Below are 23,274 nucleotides of genomic sequence, written 5' to 3'. Positions count from 1 at the left end.
CGATACTTACTGAAATGCTATCGGTTTACTCGACGTACTTTCCTGATTATCCGGATTCAGCGCAGTAACCACATAGAAACCCGGCTGGTTTAATGGGATCGAATTATCGCTGGTGATAGCAACAACCTGACCTTCTGACACCAAATCCGCGAATCGGTAAACCACAGACCGACCTGATGTGTTCGTCCAACTTAATCTATCATTAGATATGCTTAGCGACCCAGGGATTGTCGGAGCTGCCGCGACGGCTCTCCCCATAAACGGAATGACCCCAGGGTTTGCATATAATGCACTGAGCTTATCCGTTATCCCAATTTTATTATCAAGGATATATTTGGCGCTATACATTGCACTTCCGACGACCTTTTTATTCAGTTTCGTCAAATTGAATTGCCTTTCCAATTCCTGCGTGCTCTGAAATGCTGCTGGCTGACTGGCATCGCCAAATCTATATAGGCCATGGCCAATCACCAACGCAGCACTGTAGTTGTATTGCGCCCAGATTGATAAGTTCGTTTGAAAATTATTCGCGCTATTTCCAATCTCTTGATAGAGCTGTGGAATAAGCAAATCAACCCACCCCTGTTGACACCATTTTCCCAAATCTGCGTATAATGTATTAAAATTGTAGTCCTTATTTGCGGCTGGTGATATGGAGAAAACAACTTCCGGTCGTGTACTGACCACTGCTTGATGAATTCCTTGTATGGCTTTATCTACGTTATCCCTTCGCCAGGCCTGGATAGTCCCAAAACCAGATCCATATGTCTGGTAATCTTGCTGATCGGAAACCATCGTGCCTGCCGATGTCGGGTCTGGATAAAAATAATCGTCTAAATGCAATCCATCAACGGGATATTTGGTTAGCAACTCTCTTACGATATCGACGATTCGCTCCCTTACTTCTGGGCGCGCCGGATTATAGATTTGTATCTTTTCATGGCTGACTACCCAACTTGCGTCAATGGAGGGGTGTAATGCAGGGTAGGCAGTTTCTGTCCCAGCGCGTGTGGCAATGCGATAAGGATTCATCCAGGCATGGAATTCGATCCCCCGGGCATGCGCTTCATCGATTAAGAATTTTAGCACATCGTAATTTGGGCCGCTCCCTCTGGAGCCCGTTAGAGACGCACTCCACGGCTCATAGTTTGAATTGTAATACGCATCGCCCATAGCCCGTACCTGAAAAAAGATAGCATTAATATTCATCTGCTTAAATTTATCCAAATATTCTATGTACTTCCGCTTCTGACCCGACTCGGTATAATCTCCTATAGGCCAATCCAACCCCCAAGCCGTTGTCACCCATACGGCACGCATCTCTTTCTTCGGGAATAGCATGGTTTGTTCGCCTTCCGCCGGCTCTGGCTCCGGTGTTATCGTGTCCGACGTTTTGCTACATCCACTTATCCATAGCACGGCAATGGAGCAAGCTATTATAAAAAATTTCGTTTTCATGGTATCTTTCTTTATGGTCAACGATCAGGCTAGACATGATAGGGCAAGCATCGCTACCTGAACGACCTTGCCCTTTTTTTATCATTATTTTATCATTAATCTTCGAGTTCCTTTTTCGGGATTTCCATAACGACAAACCCTGCATCGCTCGCTCCAGAGTAAATCAATAAGGTCTCATCGTTCCCGGCATCATCTTTCACAACAGCCCATCCAGTCTGGGTGGAAGGAGAGGTGTTCGCTGGTCCGAGGAAAGAATATTCCAACAAGGGCCTTCTTTCGGATTGCTCGAACGCTGTCAATGCATCGACAATGTTAGCTCCACGAGTAATATCATAAAGGTACATGACGGTTCCCTCTGAACCGGTGCGTGCCGCTGTCGTTGTCAGTAAATATCGTTCTCCGTTGAATTCAATAACACGAGCTGCTGAACTACGGATAGGTATTGCCGTCCGCCCCAAGGTGTGCGTTAAGGCCCCCGCACTGTTAACGACCATAATAGGTGCATCATGTCCGGTAAACAAATAATTGTCTGTGTTTCCCACTCGCGTGAAGGAACTCCATGATCCCACATTTACAGTCGATGTGATCACCAAAGGATCGCCAACCGCAGTGTAATTTGCCACGCTCAGTCTCAATACCTTGGTGCCTGCATTGTCACCGAAGAAAATGTACCCGTTTCCGGAATCATCCAAATTGATCGTGAAGTTATCGCCATGCCGTACCCCTGCACCCGGAATTGTACCAACATTAATATTTGCAATAACGTCTGGTGCAGCGCTTGGGTCTGTCCAATGGTAAATCTTTAACGGACTTGCGGCCGTATTGCCGGAAAGATTGGCAACATAAGTATGTCCGTTCACGATATCTCCCACTGATACGGCAAAAGTCCCTTGGGACACACCGGTCAGGTTAAGCGGTATCTTGTTCGCGACACCGTTGCGCAGATCACTTACTTTCAGCAAATGTGAGCCAGCAGCATGTCTAGTAACGATCAACACATGCTCTCCATCAAATCCAGACCCCCTAGTAAGCGCCGATACAAATGTTTCGTAAATGGGATTTCCCAACTCATTATTCGTAAAATCAAATGTTTTACGCTTTGCCACGTCAGCACCGAAAACCGGTATTCGCAAACGTAAGGTCACAAAATACTCTTTGTACCTTGGCGAATTCGTTACTTTAACGACAATCGTCTTTTCGGAATCACCATCTACAAATGGAAAAGTGTAGCTTTCCTTGTCCAATTTTGCGCCATCAGACATAACTGCTTCAAATCGAATTTGATCGAAATTCGTTTCGGGATCTATTCGTGGAAAAGAGATGGTTTTGCGATCCTCGTCGATCACCCCCTCTACCGTCTCTGTTCCGGCAGCGCCAGCGTTTGTTATTCGTATCGAAGAGAGCTGCGTCGACTTATCCGACACTACATTCTCGGGAAAATCGTCTTTACATCCCGTCAACATCAGGATGAGCGCACTCCATAGCAGCCATTTTGATGTGATATTGCTCTTTATCAGGATCTTATTTTTCATCTTCATTCAGTTTAATAATATGGAATTTAGTTTTGTGGCCATCCTTGTGTTTGTTGCAGTACATAGCCCCGCGAAGCATAGTCATCAATCTGGTTGCGTCCAACGGGCGATAAATACGGATTTATATTTACCTGATTTATAAACGGCAACCGGTCAGCATTGCTTCGATGCCTGTAAAATCCGTTCATCAAAGCGGCATTGGATCCATTGTATGGAACATAGTTACCATCGGTAGACACCACACCCAAATCAGCATTGATCAATGCAGGCAACTGTGCTTGAAAATTCACCCAACCACCCGACAGCAAATCAGGATTCATTTGTGTATCCATGTATTCCAATTTCTTCCAACGCTCTAAATCCGCAATTCGAGAGTACTCGAATGCAAACTCCATACGGCGTTCACGGCGTATTTCCCAAAGCAAAGGACTTACCGTTATATCGCGTTGCGGATCGGAAGGAATGCTAACCAAAAGTAAATCTGCCGTCTTTTGAACCCCTCTAGCTGCAGCTTCTGCAGCAATCGGACGCCTTCTGATTTTATTAATGCTTTTATCGATATCTTCCTGATTCACAGCCGCTCCACCAAACGTCGCGAGCTCCGCTTTTGCCTCGATCCAATTTAGTAACACCTCGGCATAACGTAATACGGGATAATCGGTCGTATTACGATTAGATGTGAAGTTTACTACGGGTGAATTCGCAGGGTTTTCGTGAATAGACTCAATATTCCTAGGCAAAAATTTCGTGATATAGAATAAGGAAGCCCGGTTTAGCGCAGAAGGATTTCTGTGAAACGTAGCCTCAAAGCGGGGATCTCTTGTTTTGATCATGCTTGCCAGATCAAACTTTCTCGCATCAGCCAGCGGCGAATTCTCCCAAACCAATCCATCGTTACACAAATACGATTTCAAGAGGTCTGTGGTTGGTCCTATAGCCAATGTTTCTCTTAAATTCGAGTAGGTTGCTATCGAGTGTTGCACCGCTATCGCTTCGTCATAATGTCGATAGAATACGCAATCTTTATTATCCTTGAGGCTTTCAGAAGTAAACAGCGCACGATACTCGGTTACGATATCATAACGGCCGCTATTAATAAGAAAATCGGCCGCAGATTTAGCAATTTCTAGAAACCGTTGTGCCCGTCCATTATTTTCATAATAATATTTCTGCCAAGTCCCTTCCTGTAGTGCGATACGCGCAACTATACCCGCTACCACATATCGATTCAAACTTTGGTCGCCATCGTTTAATCTTACATTTTCCATGGCAAATGTAAGATCTTCGAATACCCCATCCATCACCAAATCGCGCTGGTCTCTCGGTTTATAAAGCGCATCTAAATCAGTATCGCTCACTGGATAGTCGTAATAGGGAACGTCTCCATATGTAAACACAAGCTGAGCGTAACGCCAAGCTCGGTAGAACTTGGCAACTCCCAACCAATGTTGCTTGGCCTCGTCCGAAAGGATTGTTGCCATCCTGTTTTCAACACGATCAGCCATGACATTGGCCGATCGGATATTGCTATAGCTCCAAATAGAACTGATCGGTACGGATCGCGTAAAATTATTCTGATTGCCTAAGGATAGTACGTCATCACTTAACGTGAATCCCAGCAAAGGGGCTGATGTTGTTGTGAAAGTCGTATTATAACCTACAAAGAATTCCGGCAAGAACTTATTTGCATATAGGCGAACATTATCTTCTGTTACCCAAGCTGTTTCATCTTGCTCCGTGGTCAGCGGCGGCCGATCTAAAAATTTATCACATCCTGTGAAAGACAAGGATAAAGCGACCAAAGCATATGTTATTTTTGAAAGTTTCATTTTTCTTCAATTTTACTATAAACCAATCTGTATACCCATTGATGCCGATTTGAACGCGGGATTGGCCGTACCGGTACGGCCCAGATTATAGTTCCCGTTTGATAACAGCATCGAATTGCCCGAAATCGTTTCTGGATCTATCGGCAAACCTCTGAGGTTGTCGAAAGTGAACATGTTCTCCAGCGATACATAGATCCGTGCTCGAGATAAATGCATCCTGTTAAGTACCTTTGTTGGTACCGAGTATCCAAAATTGATGTTCTTGATTCTCACGTACGCCATATCCAGCATGTACCTTGTTTGCGGACGCATCACAAAACTGGAATTCGACCCGTTATAGTTCCAAGCACGCGGATAGAAAGCATCCGTACGGTCTTCGCGCCAATAATCTGTTGCGAAAACCTTGGGCATTCCTCCTTCTTTTGCAAAATAGCCAGGAATTGCCAGCTGGCCATCTCCCCAAATTTTCCGTTCGCCAATACCTTGTACAAATACGGCGAAATCAAAACCTTTATACTCTGCCCCCAATCGGAAGCCGAAGTCATAACGTGGCGTGGTATTTCCGATAACCACTTGATCGCCCATATTTCCAAAAGTATTATTGCCTGGGGTGATATAGCCGTCGCCATTTACGTCAACAAACTTTACGTCGCCGGGCGACATCAAAAGAATCTGGTTACCATCTTCGAAAAACGTTTGATATACCGGATTGTTCCCCGCTAGCATGTTCGTTCTTTTCGCGTTTCCATCGAACACAATCGTTGTCTGCGTGAAGTTGCCGTTTGCATCGTAAATAAAATCATCTTTCTGATATAAACGATCCGTCACATACCCGTACACATCGCCGTAACGCTTTCCGGTTACCCAAGTGTTGTGGATATTTCTGTTTTCAAAAGGCGTGTTTTGATCTGCCGCACGAGTAATCATTGTAACCGCATCGGCAAGATTCGCATTCATAGTTAAACGAAGTCCGCTCTCGAACTGTAGGCTGTAATCGGCAGCAATTTCCCAACCTCTCGTCCGCAGATCGCCATAGTTTCCATTTGGAGCAGGTGCACCCAATGTTGCAGGAAGAGCATCACCGGCAATAATCATATCTGTGGTCGAACGCTGGAACCACTCAAATACAAAGCCCAGTTTATTGTTGAATAAACGTACATCTGCTCCTACATTAAGGTGCTCAATGTTTTGCCAACCTATACCATCAGAAATCAAATTAGGCGTTCCCAGCTGAAAGAATTTCTGTCCATCGGACGAAAGCCAGTTATTTTGCGCGATGTTCATCCGCGCCCAATAGAGCCCATTTGACACCGATTGGTCTCCAATAATACCATAGGAACCTCTCAGCTTTAAGAAGCTCAGCACCGGGCGTATAGGTTCCATGAAAGATTCGTTGCTCAGCACCCAACCGGCAGATGCGGACGGATACCACCTCCAACGCAACCTTTCCGGAAAGAGCGATGTTCCATCGTAACGTATGTTTCCTTCGAGTAAATATTTGTCTTTATAGGCGTAATTCACCCGACCGAATACCCCAAATTGCGACTGCCAATCTGCCGTACCTCCCGCAGTTTGTACACCTGTAGCAAAATTGAACTGTGGATTGTCGTTATTGATAAGCTCTGTTCGGTTCGACCAGTTGGACAACTCATTATCTGCCACAATGTTCGTTCCGGCCATTATTTTGATATCGTGCACATCAGCGAAACTTTTCTGATAAGTAGTAAAAGCATTGAACGTATGCTTTTGTGCTTCGAATGCATCTCGATACACATATGAATTTGCCTTGGTACCGTAGTTTACCAGTGGAAACTTATAACCGGGAATACCGCCTGTATCAGTGGGATTTCCGTTTTCGTCTACGAAAATACGGTTCCCAAGGTCGTCATTCCATATTACAGGACTATACCAAGGCTCTGCGGCTGTGATGGTAGGTTGAGACCGAAACAAGGAATTGATTTGCGAAGTGTACGCATAATCTGCCTTTAGGTCCCAACTTTTTGTAAGTTGAACTGTTGTTCCTAAATTCAAGTTTATGAAACGATCTCGTTTTGTTGTTGTATGTGCCAACGACGCATCAGTTGCCGGATCCCGGAGATCTACCCCATTTTCTTTCACGCCTATGGGAAACAGTGAACTCCAGCGATACAAATAAAGCCATGGATCTGCGGTAAATCCTCCCGAGTTGGTTGAATTTGGATAACGCTTCGTCCCGTCGGCATACATAGCGCCCCCCCGCAAAGTCAGATAATTGGAAACTTTTGTTGATACATTCAGGTTGGATGTAAACCTTTGGTAATCGTCATGCTGGGCGGGTTTCATCATTCCTTCCTGCCCCAAATAACCCACAGAAAAATTGTATTGTGTATCTCCTCGCTTGCCATTCAAGCCTATGTTGTGCAAATGTGAAAATGCACGATCCTTGATCATAGCATCAGCAGCGTCATACACTCGATAGCCGTACTTATCGACACCATCAAAATACCAATCCCTTCCATAAACAACGGGATCTCCATTTTTTACAGTTCCCCCGTATTTTTCCTGCCACTCCTTAATTTTTTCGAAACTCTCCCAATTGAGACGCCAAAATCCCCCTGCCGGACCGGCCTGTTTCATATTATCATGAGCATCCAAGGTATATTGAAGCCCTTCGATGCCCGCAAGTTGTATATCGGTAAAGGGTGATTGAAACGAATAATTTCCCGAGTACGTCACATCATTGCGATCCGTTTTTGCGCCCTTTTTCGTCGTTATTAAAACAACACCGAAGGCTGCTTTCGCACCGTAAATCGAACTTGCGGCAGCATCTTTTAGCACAGTAATATTCTCAATATCGTCTGGATTAACAACCTGCACATTTGGTACCTCTACATTATCCACCAATATCAAGGGATTGCTCGAACCGTTTTGGGACGCAATCTGCCCGCGTATTCGCATGACTGGATTGGATCCTACTTCTCCGCTAGGGACTTGAATAGAAAGTCCGGGAACAGCTCCTTGCAAACCCCTTGCAAAATCCGGAATTGGCCTACTCCCTAACGTTTTTTCAACATCTACGGAAGATACTGCTCCTGTCAGATTTGCCTTCTTTTGTTGGCCGTAACCCACTACTACAACTTGCTCCAGGGAATTTTCATCAATTTCCAACAATACGTTTATTGAATTGCCTGATACCCTTACTTCTTGGGACTTGTAACCGACAGATGAGTAGCGGAGTATTGCGTTGTTTGGCGCCGTGATGGCATAGCTTCCATCAACCCCTGTCATTGTTGAACTTGAGGTTCCTACGATGCTAACCGTTACGCCAGATACGGGGCCATTCGCGTCCCGAACCACACCACTTATACGTTCCTGCTGCAACGTGTGGATATTCGTCGGCATGAACGAAAAATGCAGATTCGCCATTACTGGATCCACGTCGAGATTCAGGAGCACGCTCGCGGTGAAAGAAAATAAAACTGATTTTCTCATTGTTAATTAGTTAGTTATTAATAAACGGTCAAAACCATAATTAGGTCAGTATCTTGCGTTTTCTTACCATATAATGTTACATCAAACGCTAAAACCTGCACTAATATAGGCAACAAATCTTAAAAACAAAATTTTCTCTGCGCTTTTTAACGCTTTTATGCCAAAACAAAAAAAAACACGCACAAAGGCGTGTTTTACAATATGTATTTCTGACCTATTGAAAATCAGGATATAGCAGGTATTTTTTACGCATGGTTTTGTATGCTTCGAGCTCAGCCTTCCAGCTATTGCGTATTTCGGTTTCGGTTTTGCCTGCAAGAATCATCTTGCGCAGCTGGTCTGTACCGGCGAGTTTGTCGAAGAATTCCGGTCTAGCAAAAAACTTTGTTTTATCGGGCATTTTCTCGTAAAAATCCAACAGGTAGCGCAGCGTGAATTTTTGCTTATCGGCATCAATCGCACGCAGATCTACCCCGTACAGCATCTCCCCTTTACCTTCTACGTGCTTGCTCATACCGGATTTCTCTCCCGGTGTAAACTGAAAATCGCCGTATACCGGATTATTGTATCCGATGACCTGGAAAGGCCAATCGGTTCCTCGCCCTACGGAGATATCAGTCCCTTCAAACAGGCATAACGAGGAATACAAACGAACAGAAAGGTGATTGGGTAAGCTTGGTGAAGGTATCACAGGCAGCTCATAACGGCTGTTGTGGTCCCAATTTTTAACAGGGACGACTGTCAACTTACACTGTTTCCCGCCTTCGAGCCACTGCTCGCCGTTGATCATTTGCGCCAGTTCACCAACCGTCAATCCGTGGACCATCGCGATTTTATGGAAAGAAACATTCGATTTGAATTTATCGTCCTGACGAACAGGGCCATCGACCTGATCGCCGCACGGGTTTGGCCGGTCCAACACGATCAATTCTTTACCATGTTTAGCACACAGCTCCATCACGCGATGCAACGAAGTGATATACGTATAGAAGCGGGCACCGACATCCTGCAAATCAAAAATCATCACATCAATCGACTTCACAATCGAGTCTTGCTTTTCATTTCCTCCATATAAAGTAAAAAGCGGCAAACCTGTCTTTGTATCCACCTCATTACTGACCTTCTCACCACGCTCAACCTCGCCCCGAAAACCATGTTCTGGTGCAAAGGCAAACTTAAGGTCTACTTTTTCCCGTAATAACATATCCACTACGTGCTCATTTTTGGCGCCAATAATCGATGTTTGATTGCCCATCAGACCGACTTTCTTCCCTTCCAGCATCGGTAAATAGAGCTGAGACTGGTCAGCACCGGTATGGATTTCGATGGTTGCCGTATCGATGGGCGCCTTGCTCGTGCCCCCCGTTTCATTATTTTGCCGGTTGTGCGCAGAGCAAGAGCCCAAGAACAATACGATAGTGGCGTAGGCAAGCATTATCTTTTTCATATTTATGCGTTTTTAATTGTACAACAAACATAAACAAGAAAGCTCGGATAAAAAAATTCCCGAAAGCGAACTTTCGGGAAATATGAATTTTTAGACTAATCTTGTTTATCCCACCATATCGGCTCGTTGATATAGGTTGGCAGATCGTAAGTCGGCGCGGCGATGCGAAGTTGCTGACTATTGTAATTAACTTCATAGGTAGGCATGGAGAAGCGGCGCGGCCAATCGGTTGCCAAGGGGTATGAGTCCGAATATACATGCCGCGGCCTCTTGTAACCTTTGTAGACGCCTGTCGCCTCGCTGTAGTTTCCAGAAGCATCCGTGCAGAAATTCAGCCGTCGCATATCCACCCATTGCTCTGGCGAGTAAGACAGGGCAATGTATTTTTGAATCATTATATGGCTCAATGTCAACGCGCTAGCATCTTGCACAACCGACGTACTGTTCAAAAAGCTTTCAATAAGTGTCGTATTAATCCCCATAATCTGCATATGGATACGAATTCCGTTTTTGTAAGCTGCCAGGGCTAGGCCTGACTCTCCTCTACGGAAGCGTATTTCCGCCTCTATAAACTTCATCTCGGCGGCTGTCAAGAGAAGACCTTTTGATCCTTTGTGGTTATACCAAGTGCCGGTGGAAAGTATTCTGCCATTGCCTGCAACAGCTTCGCGAAGTTGTACGTACACAGAATCTCTATGACTGAAGGTGTTTGTAGACGTCGAGTAACTGTATGCTGCCGGACCGTTAAGCACTACGTCAGAAGAAAAATCTACACCTATTGATGCCCGCATGGTACCATCTGGATCTTGCGAATGAGGAATGAGCAATGTAAATCGCGGATCCTCCATATCTTGAAGACCCGTTGGCGCACCGGTATACCGATTAAGTATGTAGTCGACGTAAAGTTTGGAAACCCGTGTAGAAGCAGACGTGTTTACGTATTGCAAGGCAGACTGCACGGTGGATGCCGTGGTTGCGGACTGGTCGACATATTGAAAAATCGTCGATTCCTCCATACTTTGTGGCGCATTTGCCAAAGCCGCGAGAATAGCATCTTCATTGTATATCGACTTTTTGTTTAAGTGTGATAAGAATCGTGCCTTCAATCCATAAGCCAATTTAATCCAGTTTTGCACGTTTCCACCGTTATAAGTATCCCCTAGAGCTAGCGCAGGTGCGCCAGCTGCCTGTGTTTTCTGCAGCTCGACAACGGCTTCATCCAATAATGGCAAAATCTGTTCGTAAATATATTCCGCATCATCAAAAGCGGGTGTGATGATATCGGGATTGTCGAATTCTCGGTAAGGCAGGATGCCATAAAAGTCGGCCAGGTAACCGAAGCCCCATGCTTTCATGATCTTTCCCACCCCAATATAATGGTAGGCACCCAACCCCTCTGCTTTATCAATCATCGGCTGTATATTCACTGCGGTATTGACATACCATGCCTGCCACGGCCAATTTGCGGCGGCAGCATCGGAATACCACCGGGTCAAAAGATAGTTGCGCGCATTGGCGCTATACACATTTGCCAGCTGATGTGTCACGTGCACCGCACGCGTCCCGGCACTTTCATAGCCATCGGCGAATTGCGCTAATATCGGCGGCAGACGCTGCTCCGGCAATGGGACGGATGCATTGGCGCTATTCGGGTTATCATTAATGTCCAACCACTTATCACATGCCCCTAAAATAAACGTGGCAGAAGCAGCGATGATATATAGTACTTTTTTCATGTTTTAAAATCTTAAGTTAACACCAACCGTAAAGCCAGCTGTTGCCGGCACACCGGCATAGTCTATGCCTGACGACCCTGACCCAAGCACACCGGCTCCCGCCGCACTTGTTTCCGGATCCACACCCGAGTAATTTGTCAACAACCACAAATTGTTGCCTGCCGCATTGAAGGTTGCCCCCTTAATAAACTTTGTGCGGGCAAGCACTTCTTTGGGTAAGGTATAGCTCAATGACACGGCACGCAGGCGCCACCAATTTACGTTTTCGATAAAATTCGGAGTATGCTTGCTGTATACGTCTTTGTAAAAGGCCTCATCGGCCACTACCTCGCGGGTAATTATTTCGTAAGCTTGTGTGGCAGGGTTCAACGCACTTCCCGTAAAGCTTATAGTCTCTCCTCTTGATGCCGTTCTTTGACTTGTTCCGTAAACGGTCATCAGGTAGTCGGAGGCATTGTAGATATCACCTCCTTTTCGGAAATCAAATAAAAAAGATAGATCCCAATTTTTATATGTAAAGGAGTTGTTCCATCCTCCGATAAAATCAGGCTCTCTGTTGCCTACATAGGTTGTCGTTGTGTTAGTCGTCAGTGGCCTCCCCGTGTTATAATCCAACAATAAGTTGCCATCATCGTCTGTTTGCCAAACGGAACCACTTATGGCCATAAAATCACCATCATTGTAGGAGGCGGCCTTACCATTGCCGACCTGTACATCGGTAACGTATAAGATGTCCAATCCACCGATCAATTCGGCTACCCGACCAGTATTATGGGAAACGTTCAAGGTACTGTTCCACGTAAAATTCTCCCGTCTAATCGGCGTAGCGTTGAGCGTAAACTCCACACCCTTGTTGTTTAACTCGCCGATATTGTAAGAGGTCAAAATATAGCCGGTGGCATTGGATACCCGTGGTTGCAAAATTTGATTGAATGAATTGGTTTGGTAGTAGGTAAATTCCAGCCCCAACCGATCATTCAAAAAGCGTAGGTCGGCACCTACCTCAAATGCATTTGTCTTTTCGGGCAGGAGCTTATCGTTACCGCGTGTCCAATGATTTCTAAAGCCTCCGCCAATAGTCTCTTCAGGACCGAAAAGATAAGTATTGGTTGCATATGGGTTCGTATCTTTCCCCACAAAGGCGGAAGAAGCACGAAGCTTACCAAACGATAAAATAGAATTTCTTTCAAACAATTCGGTAAAAATAAACGATCCGGATACAGAAGGATAGAAAAACGACCGATTGTTCAACGGTAGTGTCGACGACCAATCGTTACGCCCGGTGAAGTTGATAAATGCTAGATTCTTGTATCCGACGCGTAAGTCTCCATACACGCCTATCAGTCTATTGTTATCATATATTTGGGTGTAATATTGGTTGTTTGTTGAGAAATTTTCTATACTTTCAAAACCTTTGTTCTCGAAACGCTCTCCGCGAACAGATGTCGATTTTATTTGCGTATCTTCCGTCGTAGTACCAAGCAATAAGCCAAAATCCCAATCGTTGATCTGCTTTTTAAAATTCAGCATGAGGTTGCTGTTCAAGTATTGGTACTTCCTATCGGTATTGGACATCATACCTTCCTGCCACTGCAATTTAACGCTAGACCCTGCTGAAGTTAACGAGCTGAACTGCGTGGTGTAGTTGTCGATCCCCAATCGATATGTAATATCAAACCAATCGGCGACATCGATATTTGTATACACATTCCCGATTATCCGATCCGTCTTATCGTTCTGTGGATTTCTGTTGATAAGCCAATAGGGATTGTCCATATTATTTTCCAGCGCTACCTCCGGAAGCAATAGCTTGTTCGACCCATCGGGATTGAGATAATCCTTCATATTATTGTTGCCCGGCCAGATCAAAACCCCTTCCATATACCCACTACCTCCAGAGCCCCACAATCCAGAGCCTGTCAGCGTTTTGCGGGTATCGCTCATCGAATACGAAACGTTAGCACCAACAGTGACCTTCCCAAGTTTCTGCTCGCCGTTAAAACGAACCGTAGACCGGTTGAAGTCTGTTGTAGGCACCACACCCGTTTGGTAGATGTTTGAACCCGAAAGATAAAAATTACCGTTTGGCGAACCTCCTGAAATGTTGAAGGAATTGTCATACGAGCTAGCCAACTCGTAGAAATCGCGCATATTGTTAAAGCGCTGTTCCCCGGCTCCAAAAGGATCTCCCCACGATTCGAAGGTCTGCGTGACCAAAGACCCGTTGTAATACGACCCTTGTTTGTACAAGGACTGCTGTTCCGGCAGTTTATTCACCCAATTCACCCCAAATCGGGAGCTGATAGATGCTTGCGTAGCACCATCTTTACCCTTCTTCGTCGTGATCACAATGGCACCAGCTGCAGCCCGCAAGCCATAGAGCGCTGCAGCTGATGGCCCTTTTAACACCGATACTGACTCGATATCTTCGGGATTCAGATCCAACGCCCGGTTACCGTTCGTAGTGGATGCGTTGGTGCTGCCGTCGAATGCAGAGTTATCACCTTGCCCGGTCGAGTTATCCATGGGTACGCCATCGATGACAAACAACGGTTGGTTATCGCGTTCGAGAGAGGTACCGCCACGAATGATGATATTTGCAGATGCCCCTGGCGCACCTCCAGAATTCGTGACATTCACCCCAGCAATTTTGCCGTTCAACGAATTGATAACATTGGGGTTCTTGTTCTTCATGAGCTCATCGGCTTTGATATCCTGCGCGGCATAGCCTAGTGCTCTTTTCTCCCGTTTTATGCCCAATGCGGTAACGATCACTTCATCGAGCGAAGTATCGTCATTTTCCAACACTATGTTAGCGGTAGAACCCTCTACCGACACATCCTTGGATTTATAGCCAATTGCGGAAAAGCGCAGTATGTTGCCTGCTGATGCCGCAATCGAGAATGCTCCATTTTCGTCCGTTTGCACGACTACGGATGTGCCTACGACGGCCACAGTTACTCCTGATACGGGGCCGGATGCATCACGCACGATCCCGGAAACCTGGGTTTGATTAGAAAAGTCACTTTTGTGTGAAGGATGATAATTTGTACCAAATGTCTCCGGAACAAAGCCAGCATTGGCTCCTTGTATCACCCCTCCTAAAGCAATTGCTACGAGTAGAGCTTTATTCATGGTAGTTGTTTTGAAATTTATTCATAAAAAGGCTTTTGGAAGCGCTCTTCATCTTTATATCAAACAATAGTAAGGTATTTTTATTTAACCTGCAACATTATGCGGCTTTTTCAAAAAAAGAAGCAGAAAAAACTTCAACACATACGCTTTTTTCTGTAAAAAGGCGACGTACAACGTAAGAATAACGCATATCATAAACAGACGAAAGCAGACCTTGGGTTGATCCGGAATATAAAACAACGCTACGGCAGGGCTACTGCATCTTCCATCTCCAAATTCATGCGCAGTTGCTGCATAAATATTGCACCGGGATCCGATTTCTGGGTGAAATAAGCTGGATCTGTCTCTTTCCACCATTCGGTGCCTTGAAACGCTAGATATTCATGATGCCCGATGACATGTTGAATATCATATTTTGACATCAAGTATTTGATCAGCGTTGTATTGGCCTGTAGCTGTGCTTCGGTCAGTGGGTAGCGGGCTGATCCAATATTCTCAATACCGATTGAACAGTAGTTGAGACCTATGGTATGGCGGGCAAAAGTGGTTTCAGGAAGCAGCTGAAAGATTGTACCATCCCTTCCGACCACAAACTGGGCGGAAACATTGAGCATGCTCGCTTTTTTTAATCGCGGTCGGCCGGGGAGCTGTACAGGATCGAACGTACGAATGGTCTTGTTAACAGATAGTATATCCGTCCAGTGCACAACAATTATCTTTGGCACGATATCTACGGTTTTGCTAGGTATCCCATGCCGCTCTTCGAGATAGGCTAAAGAAAGTTGCTCACGTGTACTGTCCCACGTAATCGGTCTTTGCACCATAGCAGGTCTTTCTTGTGCACAACTCGAATAACACAGACCCCACAAAACAAAAAACACCGCCAATTTAACTTTCCACACCTCCATAAAAACAAAACTACCTGAAAATTTAAGGTAGTTTTGTAAAGTTTTGGTTATGGAATCAAAGTGCCGATTTTGCAACATATTCGCTTTCGTTACTCAATCGGTCTACCGCTTTCACCGCAATGGCATGCAAAGGCTTGCCATTCTTCATTTTTGGATAGCTTTTCTCACTCTGCTGGGCATCCAAGATCTCGTACTCCCACGTGTCACCATATTGTGCATAGGCTATCCATTGAAAAACTTGATTGGGCTGCTTGTGCAGCCATTTTACAAAAACGCTACTCGTTTCCTTCGTTAGCAGCAAGGTTGGCGCCAACAATGGATTGACCTGTAACCAAGGGCTACGTGGTATTAGTGCTTTATGCTGATAGGGTCCATTTTTAAGAGCCTGTACCATGCTTGGGCTTTTAGTCAACCCAGCAATGCTCCAATGTACAGCACCGACACTATTGGGAATCAGCTGGCGTGTTGCCTCAACCTGTCTAACAATTTCCTGCGGACGGTTCGATGAACGGACCTCCACGGTGTTGAGTCCTGGCCATACATGACGTTTTTGTGTGTTCTCCGACTCCCACCAGCGCAATAGCGCGGTAAAACTTTGTCTGGCGGGCTCGATTGGCCAATACAATTGTGGTGTAAAATAATCGATCCATCCTTTATTTAGCCATAGTTTAGCATCGGCATACAGTTCATCATACTGTGAAGATCCAGTGATTCCAGCAGGATAGCCAGGTTTCCAAATACCAAATGGACTGATCCCGAATTTGACGTAGTTTTTCTCCGATTTGATAACCTTATATACCCGTTCAATAAACCTATTTACGTTATCCCGACGCCAATCTGCTCGAGACAATTTACCGCCCGACGACCGATAGGCACTCCAAGATGCGTCGTCGGGGAAATCTGCACCGCCATTATACTCGGCATACGGATAGAAATAATCGTCAAAATGTACACCATCAATATCATAACGTTTCACAATATCCTCCACTACTTTTGCCGCGTGATCTTGTGTTTTCGGATTCGCAGGATCGAACCAGTACATACCGTTACGCAATCGCAGCACCATTTCGGGGGCTTTACGAACCATAGATTCGCTGCTTACAGCGCCACCACTAGCATGGTGGGCTCGGTAGGGATTTAGCCAAACGTGCAGCTCGAGTCCCCGCTTGTGCGCTTCGTCTACCCAAAATGTCAATGGATCATAATACGGGGATGGACGTTTGCCGGTAGCGCCGGTCAAAAAATAAGACCAAGGCTCGTAGGGGCTGTCATACAGCGCATCCCCAGAAGGCCGCACCTGGAAAATGACCGCATTGAAATTATTTTCTTTCAAAAAATCAAGTAAGGCGATAGCTTCTTGCTTTTGTGATTCGGTGGCATAGTTACCACGCGTAGGCCAGTTGATATTGGCCACCGTAGCAACCCAAGCGCCGCGGAATTCGCGTTCCACCGTAGGTAGATCCACACGGAGTGGCGCTTCGATAAGGACATTACCTCCAGATTTTGATTTGGTAACCACCGGAGGCGTAACGGACGACAGCGGCTTTTCTATGCGTGCCGTATCCGCTAGCACCAGCTCTACCGCAGGAGATTTTAGCTCCTTGGCTGCCTTTTTATTTTTACGCGACGCACATGAAAACAGCAGCATCGATGACACGAGTGCCAACACTGCTGCACTTTTTATCGGTTTTAAATTCATAGATTGCAAAACTACACTTTTTCAGCCTAGGCGACGAAAATTGCGTGATTTTCATCTCGCATTAGCTGCTGTTCAGACATAACGCACACCTCCCATGTACACCTGTTGCACGCCAAACTCCGCGTCAAACACCAAAACATTGGCTGACGATCCCGTATTCAAATTTCCAATATCGCTCCTTCCCAAGAGCTCCGCCGGATAAGATGTAGCCATCCGAAGCGCTTCTTCCAAGGCTATATCTGCTTGGACAACGCAATTTCCAACGGCTTGCAACAGCGTGAGGGCCGAGCCGCTCAATGTCCCATCAGGCAAGGTATAGTGGTCTATCTTGCGCACATGCTGATAAGGACCTTTGTCGCACGTCGCAACGGCATCTGTTATCAGAAAAAGTCGGTCGCCGAGCAGCTTCTTGCTGAGCTTCAACGCCTGAAAATCCACATGTACACCGTCTGCTATGATGGAGGCCTTGACTTTGTCGTGCTGAAACACCGCACCGGGCAACCCGGTATCGCGATGGTGAAATGGAGACATCGCATTCCACAGATGGGTAACAGCCTGAATACCGCTGGAAAAACCCTCGTTCGCTTCCTGAAAGGAGGCAGCACTATGACCGGCACTTAGTAAAATGCCTCGGCGTCGCAATTCTTTTACGACCGCCTGGTCGATCAACTCCGGAGCGATGGTCATCATTTTTACGACACCCTGCGCGTCGCGCAATAGCTCCTCCATATTTTCCAACGATGGCTCGAGCATGTATTTGGCGGGGTGGGCTCCACCTTTTGCCTTATTTAAAAACGGCCCCTCAAGATGCAGTCCCAAAGCTGCTTTTGGTTGCCAGTCTTTGAAAATTTCAATCCCCTTATGCAACACCGCTATGCTATTCGTCGCTAAGGTAAGCATAAAGGATGTGCAGCCCTGCATGATTAGATTCCTTTCGATGCGATCTAAACTATCCATGCTAAGTTCTGCCGAAAACAGATCGTTGCCTGTCCCATAGATTTGCAAATCAATCAAACCAGCACTAATATGGCCACGCTCAACGTCTACCTGCAGGTAGTCTTGCGGAATGGCTCGCATTGGAAAAATCCCTTGAATTCGACCGGCGTCCATCAACAAGCCATGCCCTAAAAACACATCGTCACCGTTGAATATACGTCCGTTAACGAGTGCAATTTTTTGATTCTTTGTCATTTTCTACATTTTTGGCGAAAACTAAAAAGCTAAATCGCCATTTAACAACTGCTATAATATCGGAAAGTTAACGATTTTACACGCAACGAAAGAAAAATTTACACCATTTTAGCTGGACATAGATATTGCTAATGCAAATTTTGGATTGTAAATTAGCTGCATGAAACCAAAGGACAATCAGCCCGAACTATCGGCTTCTTCTCGTTTCAATCGAAAAGCCATGCGTATAATGAATATAATCGCCATTACGATGTTCGTGCTAGCTATCGTATATAAAATCTTTTTTGCAAACTAGCTTTTCGGAACGTTCTTCGAGCTGGTTTTATTCATTTTAAGACCCTCTTTTATACATTAACATATGTCAGAAAAACAAATCTTCAATACAGAAAACGCGCCTGCGGCAATCGGCCCTTATAACCAAGCCATTAAAGCCGGACAAACGCTCTATGTATCTGGGCAGATACCACTGATTCCGGGAAGCATGGAGCTTGTGAGCTCCGGCGTCGCGGATGAAACCCACCAAGTACTTAAAAATGTGGCTGCTATATTGGAAAATGCGGGATACAGTTTTAAGGATGTGGTAAAGGCCAGCATCTTTATCAGCGATATGGGAGACTTTGCAACAATCAATGAAGTATATGCGCAATATTTTACGGAGAGCCAGCCCGCGCGGGAATGCGTCGCTGTAAAAACACTTCCGAAGAACGTCAATGTCGAGATTTCTGTGATCGCCTGGAAAGATTAGTCGTGGAAAAACATACCGACAATATGGAAAGCCGCAAAACGTATTTTTTTGCGGCTTTTTTAGCTCCTTTGATTTGGGGATTTATGTCTATTCCGGTGCGTTGGCTTGAGGGCTGGCCGGCCGACGACATCCTGAATTACCGAATCCTGACTGGTCTTATCATCTTATGGAGTTATCTGCTCATTTTTAGGACGAAGGTGCTATACAAAGATATCCAACACTATAACACTCTTTCCTTCAACGGAAAAAGAAGGGTCGTTGTGCTCACCGTTTTTGCCTCCATCTGTATCTTCGGCAATTGGTACTGCTACATCTACGCGATCAATTACATCAGCGTCCAATCTGCTGCATTCGGCTACATGATCTGCCCATTGATCACAACGTTTACGGCATTCGTTGTCTTGCAGGAACGGCTGAATGCCTGGAAATGGACGGCCTTGGCGCTGGCGCTTGTCAGTGTTAGCCTGCTGGCCAGCGGCTCCCTTATTGATGGTATGTGGTCTTTGGCTATTGCTGCTTTATATGCTTTTTATCTGATCAGTCAACGGGTGCTACAAGGCTTTGACAAACTACACGTCTTGGCCATACAGCTATCCATCTGTTCCTTGTTCATCATCCCTATTCTTATCATACAGCGTCACCCCCTACCTCAAGGCTACGTATTCTGGACATCGATTCTCCTTATTGCGGTAGCTTTCACTATCATCCCCTTGTTTTTGAGCATGTACGCACTGACGCGCATTTCTTCCAGCACAACGGGCGTATTGCTTTATGTCAATCCTATTATAGCTTTTTTACTGGCAATCTTTTATTTCAAGGAAGATGTAGATCCGCATAAGTATGTGGCCTATGCCACGTTGTCCCTCGCAATTGTCCTGTTTAATTTCCAAACCTTACGCAAACTGCTAACGCGGTAATATCTACCATACAAAGGTGTGAGTTTTGAAAAATTCCAAAATAAAAGAATTGATCGATGTCGCGTTTGTGTCGCCTTATCCGTATAAGAAGAAACAAACCAACACAACGTAAAAGATATGAAACCTATCCTCCTTTTCTTTTCAAGCATCGTGCTAGGTTTATGCACGGCATGCGACAAAACAGAATTGCATACCCGCCTGGCTGCAGAGGAAGAGCTTCGCCAGCTACACTCGGAAATCACCGCTCTTGCGAATAGTGTGCCCTGTACCGATCCTTCACAATGGGCAATCACGCCGCTGGGAAGCAAAGCCTGTGGAGGCCCCGTGTCCTACATTGCCTATCCTGAAGGTAGCCTGAGCCAAAACTTCCTGTCCCTTGTTGAACACTACACAGAAGCACAGCGGGCTTTTAATAAAAAATATGGCTTGATATCGGATTGCATGTATGTCATGTCTCCCTCCGGTATACGCTGTGAGAACAACCGAGCTGTCTTTATCACCCCGTAACGATCAAAACATTTAATTTCATGCCATTATCAACCAAGAACTTTTTTATCAATAGTTTTGCTTTAGTGCTTTTATTAGCTGGCTGTAGTAAAGGAGACATACAAAGCAATCCCTATAGCGACCTTCCTGAGCCGGAGCTGGAAAAAACAGCCAACCGAAAGTACGAAGCGATTATAAATCTGGCTCATAGAAAACCCTGTAGCCAAGTCGCAGATTGGAAAATGATGGATATTCAGACCATTTGCGGACTGGATCATTTAGCCTATCATAGCACGACAGACGAGCAACAGTTGCAAAAACTTGTTGCAGATTATGAACTGGTCATTGCCATCTACCGCCCGATGATCGCGCCGCGCATCAACTGCATGGCCTACAGAAAGCCCAGAGGCATCACCTGTTTGGACGGAAAGCCTATTTTTACCTATTGAGGTTTAACGACAGCGCCGCACGTGAATAGTCCAATTGAACGAACATCATCCATACCACGCATCAATGGGAAGGTTAAACGAAAATATTTTCTTAATTTAGCCTTTCCTAGAAAATGGCTGATTTATCTGCAATAACGCCCATAGCGTACCTGAAAGGTGTAGGACCACAAAAGGCGGACGTCCTTAAATTAGAACTGCAGCTTTTTACCATTGGTGATCTGCTTCAGCACTACCCTTTCCGGTATATCGACCGGACAAAATTCCATAAAATCAAGGAAGTACATGCCGATATGGTCGGCGCACAGATTATTGGGCGTTTAATAAGCTTGCAAGAGATGGGTGAAAAACGGGGTAAGCGCCTTGTAGCACAGTTTCGAGATGACACGGCCAGCATGGAGCTCGTTTGGTTCCAAAGTATCCCTTGGCTAAAAAAATCCCTGAAAGTGGGTTCCGCGTATATAGCCTACGGCAAACCGACAGCTTTTAATGGCCAGGTTTCCATTACGCATCCAGAGATGGAGCTTTTCGATAACAAGGAGAAAAAGATAGGCAATCTCACGATGCAGCCCGTCTATTCCTCCACAGATAAGCTCAAAAAATTCAATCTGGATAGCAAAGGCATTCAGAAACTGCAGCAGACAGCTTTGGAGACGATCTTGCGCTCCCTGCAAGAGCCCTTACCCGAATACCTTCTTGAAAAGCATAAACTGATCGGCTATCAGCAAGCACTACTATCCATACATTTCCCGCAAACGGTACACGACCTTAATGCTGCAATAAGGAGGCTCAAATTCGAGGAGCTATTCTTCATTCAGCTCCGGTTACTACGCAACAAGCAGCTTAATATGCAGAAATATCGGGGGCACCGTTTCGATCAGGTCGGCGATTCCTTCAACACATTTTTCAACGAACGACTGCCCTTCCCATTGACGGGTGCGCAAAAACGCGTAATCAAGGAAATACGAGTAGACACCAATACTGGGGCACAAATGAATCGCTTAGTTCAGGGCGACGTGGGCTCTGGCAAGACGGTCGTTGCACTAATGTCCATGCTGCTAGCCATTGACAATGGTTATCAGGCCTGTATGATGGCGCCGACAGAAATTCTTGCACAACAGCATTTTGCAGGCATCAGCTCACTCTTGGGAGAGGATATCTGTACCGTTAAACTGTTAACAGGCTCTACGAGCACAAAAGAACGCCGGATTATCCACCAGCAGTTGGAGGAAGGGACATTAGATATACTGATTGGCACCCATGCCCTTATCGAAGATAAAGTCAAATTCAAGAATATCGGCTTCGTGGTGATTGACGAACAACATCGATTTGGCGTGGAACAACGCGCTAAGCTATGGCGGAAAAACAGCATACCTCCTCATATGCTTGTGATGACCGCCACACCAATCCCGAGAACACTGGCCATGACCATGTACGGCGATCTCGACATCTCCGTTATTGACGAACTGCCGGCCGGGAGAAAGCCTATTAAAACTGTTCATTTTTTTGAAAACCAGCGGCTACGTGTATTTGGCTTTATGCGGGACGAAATTAACAAAGGCCGTCAGGTGTATGTGGTCTACCCACTGATAAAGGAAAGCGAAAAGATGGATCTCTTGTATTTAGAGGCCGGGCTGGAAAACCTACAGCGCGAATTCCCTCTTCCTCAATTCAAGATCAGCATCGTGCACGGAAAAATGCCCGTGAAGGACAAGGACTTCGAGATGCAGCGTTTTGTGAAAGGCGAAACACAGATCATGGTGGCCACTACGGTGATCGAAGTTGGTGTTAACGTACCGAATGCGTCCGTCATGATTATCGAAAATTCCGAACGTTTTGGATTATCACAACTGCACCAGCTACGTGGACGGGTAGGCCGTGGCGCAGAACAATCATTTTGCATCCTGATGTCGGGCAACAAACTTAGCAAAGAGGGCAGAACCAGATTGGAAACCATGGTTCGGACGTCTGACGGTTTTGAGATTGCGGAAGTCGACCTGCAACTGCGCGGCCCAGGAGATCTATCAGGCACCCAGCAATCGGGTGTGCTAGAGATGAAAATAGCCAACCTCTCCTCCGACCAAGGTATACTCAGCGAAGCACGCAACAGTGTCATCGCGATATTCCATGACGACCCCGCGCTTGCACAGGAAAAAAACAGTAAACTGTCTGCATATCTTTCGCAACGCGGCCCTAATATCTCGTGGGATAAAATTTCTTAATAAAAACACCAATCAATATCCCGCTCCAACTTTTCAAGCCAAGGCATATCCT

Annotated in this window: 15 protein-coding genes; 5 read left to right on the top strand and 10 right to left on the bottom strand. The window is 45.7% G+C overall.

The features are described 5' to 3' along the window. Positions 1 to 6 precede the first annotated feature (6 nt). The 10 genes from IE165_RS16565 to nagA all read right to left on the bottom strand — a co-directional run bounded on the left by IE165_RS16565 (position 7) and on the right by nagA (position 18,406). Positions 7 to 1,458, bottom strand: a complete 1,452-nt coding sequence (locus IE165_RS16565) for a glycoside hydrolase family 10-like protein (protein ID WP_189627765.1) — start codon at positions 1,456 to 1,458, stop codon at positions 7 to 9. A 95-nt stretch (positions 1,459 to 1,553) separates the two neighbouring features. Continuing rightward, positions 1,554 to 2,990 carry a DUF4623 domain-containing protein gene (locus IE165_RS16560; protein ID WP_189627764.1) on the bottom strand — a complete coding sequence of 479 codons (1,437 nt, stop codon included), beginning with the start codon at positions 2,988 to 2,990 and terminating at the stop codon, positions 1,554 to 1,556. 26 nt (positions 2,991 to 3,016) lie between these two features. Then, positions 3,017 to 4,819, bottom strand: coding sequence for a RagB/SusD family nutrient uptake outer membrane protein (locus tag IE165_RS16555; protein ID WP_189627763.1), 1,803 nt, complete (start codon positions 4,817 to 4,819; stop codon positions 3,017 to 3,019). Positions 4,820 to 4,834: 15 nt separating this feature from the next. Then, positions 4,835 to 8,290 (bottom strand): SusC/RagA family TonB-linked outer membrane protein, encoded by a 3,456-nt coding sequence (locus IE165_RS16550; protein ID WP_229826605.1) that lies wholly within the window; start codon positions 8,288 to 8,290, stop codon positions 4,835 to 4,837. A 214-nt stretch (positions 8,291 to 8,504) separates the two neighbouring features. After that, positions 8,505 to 9,737 (bottom strand): exo-beta-N-acetylmuramidase NamZ family protein, encoded by a 1,233-nt coding sequence (locus tag IE165_RS16545; protein ID WP_189627762.1) that lies wholly within the window; start codon positions 9,735 to 9,737, stop codon positions 8,505 to 8,507. A 95-nt stretch (positions 9,738 to 9,832) separates the two neighbouring features. Further along, a complete protein-coding gene (locus IE165_RS16540; protein ID WP_189627761.1) occupies positions 9,833 to 11,473 on the bottom strand; it encodes a SusD/RagB family nutrient-binding outer membrane lipoprotein in 1,641 nt (546 codons plus the stop codon). 3 nt (positions 11,474 to 11,476) lie between these two features. Continuing rightward, positions 11,477 to 14,608, bottom strand: a complete 3,132-nt coding sequence (locus tag IE165_RS16535; protein WP_189627760.1) for a SusC/RagA family TonB-linked outer membrane protein — start codon at positions 14,606 to 14,608, stop codon at positions 11,477 to 11,479. Positions 14,609 to 14,850: 242 nt separating this feature from the next. After that, complete coding sequence (locus IE165_RS16530) at positions 14,851 to 15,432, bottom strand: N-acetylmuramoyl-L-alanine amidase (protein WP_229826604.1); 582 nt, start codon at positions 15,430 to 15,432, stop codon at positions 14,851 to 14,853. A gap of 139 nt (positions 15,433 to 15,571) precedes the next feature. Further along, positions 15,572 to 17,215 (bottom strand): glycoside hydrolase family 10-like protein, encoded by a 1,644-nt coding sequence (locus IE165_RS16525; RefSeq protein ID WP_189627759.1) that lies wholly within the window; start codon positions 17,213 to 17,215, stop codon positions 15,572 to 15,574. 72 nt (positions 17,216 to 17,287) lie between these two features. Beyond that, positions 17,288 to 18,406: an N-acetylglucosamine-6-phosphate deacetylase gene (nagA, locus tag IE165_RS16520; protein ID WP_189627758.1), complete on the bottom strand. Its 1,119-nt coding sequence runs from the start codon at positions 18,404 to 18,406 to the stop codon at positions 17,288 to 17,290. Positions 18,407 to 18,764: 358 nt separating this feature from the next. On the opposite strand from nagA, the gene IE165_RS16515 reads away from it, so the two are divergent. The 5 genes from IE165_RS16515 to recG all read left to right on the top strand — a co-directional run bounded on the left by IE165_RS16515 (position 18,765) and on the right by recG (position 23,222). Then, complete coding sequence (locus IE165_RS16515; protein WP_189627757.1) at positions 18,765 to 19,151, top strand: RidA family protein; 387 nt, start codon at positions 18,765 to 18,767, stop codon at positions 19,149 to 19,151. Positions 19,152 to 19,174: 23 nt separating this feature from the next. Then, positions 19,175 to 20,068, top strand: a complete 894-nt coding sequence (locus tag IE165_RS16510) for an EamA family transporter (RefSeq protein ID WP_189627756.1) — start codon at positions 19,175 to 19,177, stop codon at positions 20,066 to 20,068. A gap of 117 nt (positions 20,069 to 20,185) precedes the next feature. Continuing rightward, a complete protein-coding gene (locus tag IE165_RS16505) occupies positions 20,186 to 20,575 on the top strand; it encodes a hypothetical protein (protein WP_189627755.1) in 390 nt (129 codons plus the stop codon). Positions 20,576 to 20,595: 20 nt separating this feature from the next. After that, a complete protein-coding gene (locus IE165_RS16500; protein ID WP_189627754.1) occupies positions 20,596 to 21,003 on the top strand; it encodes a hypothetical protein in 408 nt (135 codons plus the stop codon). Between the two features lie 113 nt (positions 21,004 to 21,116). Then, complete coding sequence (gene recG / locus IE165_RS16495) at positions 21,117 to 23,222, top strand: ATP-dependent DNA helicase RecG (RefSeq protein WP_189627753.1); 2,106 nt, start codon at positions 21,117 to 21,119, stop codon at positions 23,220 to 23,222. The last annotated feature ends 52 nt before the right edge of the window (positions 23,223 to 23,274 follow it).

Source organism: Sphingobacterium griseoflavum (genome assembly GCF_014653155.1).
GTDB lineage: Bacteria > Bacteroidota > Bacteroidia > Sphingobacteriales > Sphingobacteriaceae > Sphingobacterium > Sphingobacterium griseoflavum.
Note: the sequence above shows the minus strand (reverse complement) of the source record. Positions and strands in the feature narration are given on the sequence as shown.

Bases quoted from the DNA above. Each gene is read 5' to 3' on its own strand.
- IE165_RS16565 (WP_189627765.1), bottom strand. From the start codon at position 1,458: ATGAAAACGAAATTTTTTATAATAGCTTGCTCCATTGCCGTGCTATGG.
- IE165_RS16560 (WP_189627764.1), bottom strand. From the start codon at position 2,990: ATGAAAAATAAGATCCTGATAAAGAGCAATATCACATCAAAATGGCTG.
- IE165_RS16555 (WP_189627763.1), bottom strand. From the start codon at position 4,819: ATGAAACTTTCAAAAATAACATATGCTTTGGTCGCTTTATCCTTGTCT.
- IE165_RS16550 (WP_229826605.1), bottom strand. From the start codon at position 8,290: ATGAGAAAATCAGTTTTATTTTCTTTCACCGCGAGCGTGCTCCTGAAT.
- IE165_RS16545 (WP_189627762.1), bottom strand. From the start codon at position 9,737: ATGAAAAAGATAATGCTTGCCTACGCCACTATCGTATTGTTCTTGGGC.
- IE165_RS16540 (WP_189627761.1), bottom strand. From the start codon at position 11,473: ATGAAAAAAGTACTATATATCATCGCTGCTTCTGCCACGTTTATTTTA.
- IE165_RS16535 (WP_189627760.1), bottom strand. From the start codon at position 14,608: ATGAATAAAGCTCTACTCGTAGCAATTGCTTTAGGAGGGGTGATACAA.
- IE165_RS16530 (WP_229826604.1), bottom strand. From the start codon at position 15,432: ATGGTGCAAAGACCGATTACGTGGGACAGTACACGTGAGCAACTTTCT.
- IE165_RS16525 (WP_189627759.1), bottom strand. From the start codon at position 17,215: ATGAATTTAAAACCGATAAAAAGTGCAGCAGTGTTGGCACTCGTGTCA.
- nagA (WP_189627758.1), bottom strand. From the start codon at position 18,406: ATGACAAAGAATCAAAAAATTGCACTCGTTAACGGACGTATATTCAAC.
- IE165_RS16515 (WP_189627757.1), top strand. From the start codon at position 18,765: ATGTCAGAAAAACAAATCTTCAATACAGAAAACGCGCCTGCGGCAATC.
- IE165_RS16510 (WP_189627756.1), top strand. From the start codon at position 19,175: ATGGAAAGCCGCAAAACGTATTTTTTTGCGGCTTTTTTAGCTCCTTTG.
- IE165_RS16505 (WP_189627755.1), top strand. From the start codon at position 20,186: ATGAAACCTATCCTCCTTTTCTTTTCAAGCATCGTGCTAGGTTTATGC.
- IE165_RS16500 (WP_189627754.1), top strand. From the start codon at position 20,596: ATGCCATTATCAACCAAGAACTTTTTTATCAATAGTTTTGCTTTAGTG.
- recG (WP_189627753.1), top strand. From the start codon at position 21,117: ATGGCTGATTTATCTGCAATAACGCCCATAGCGTACCTGAAAGGTGTA.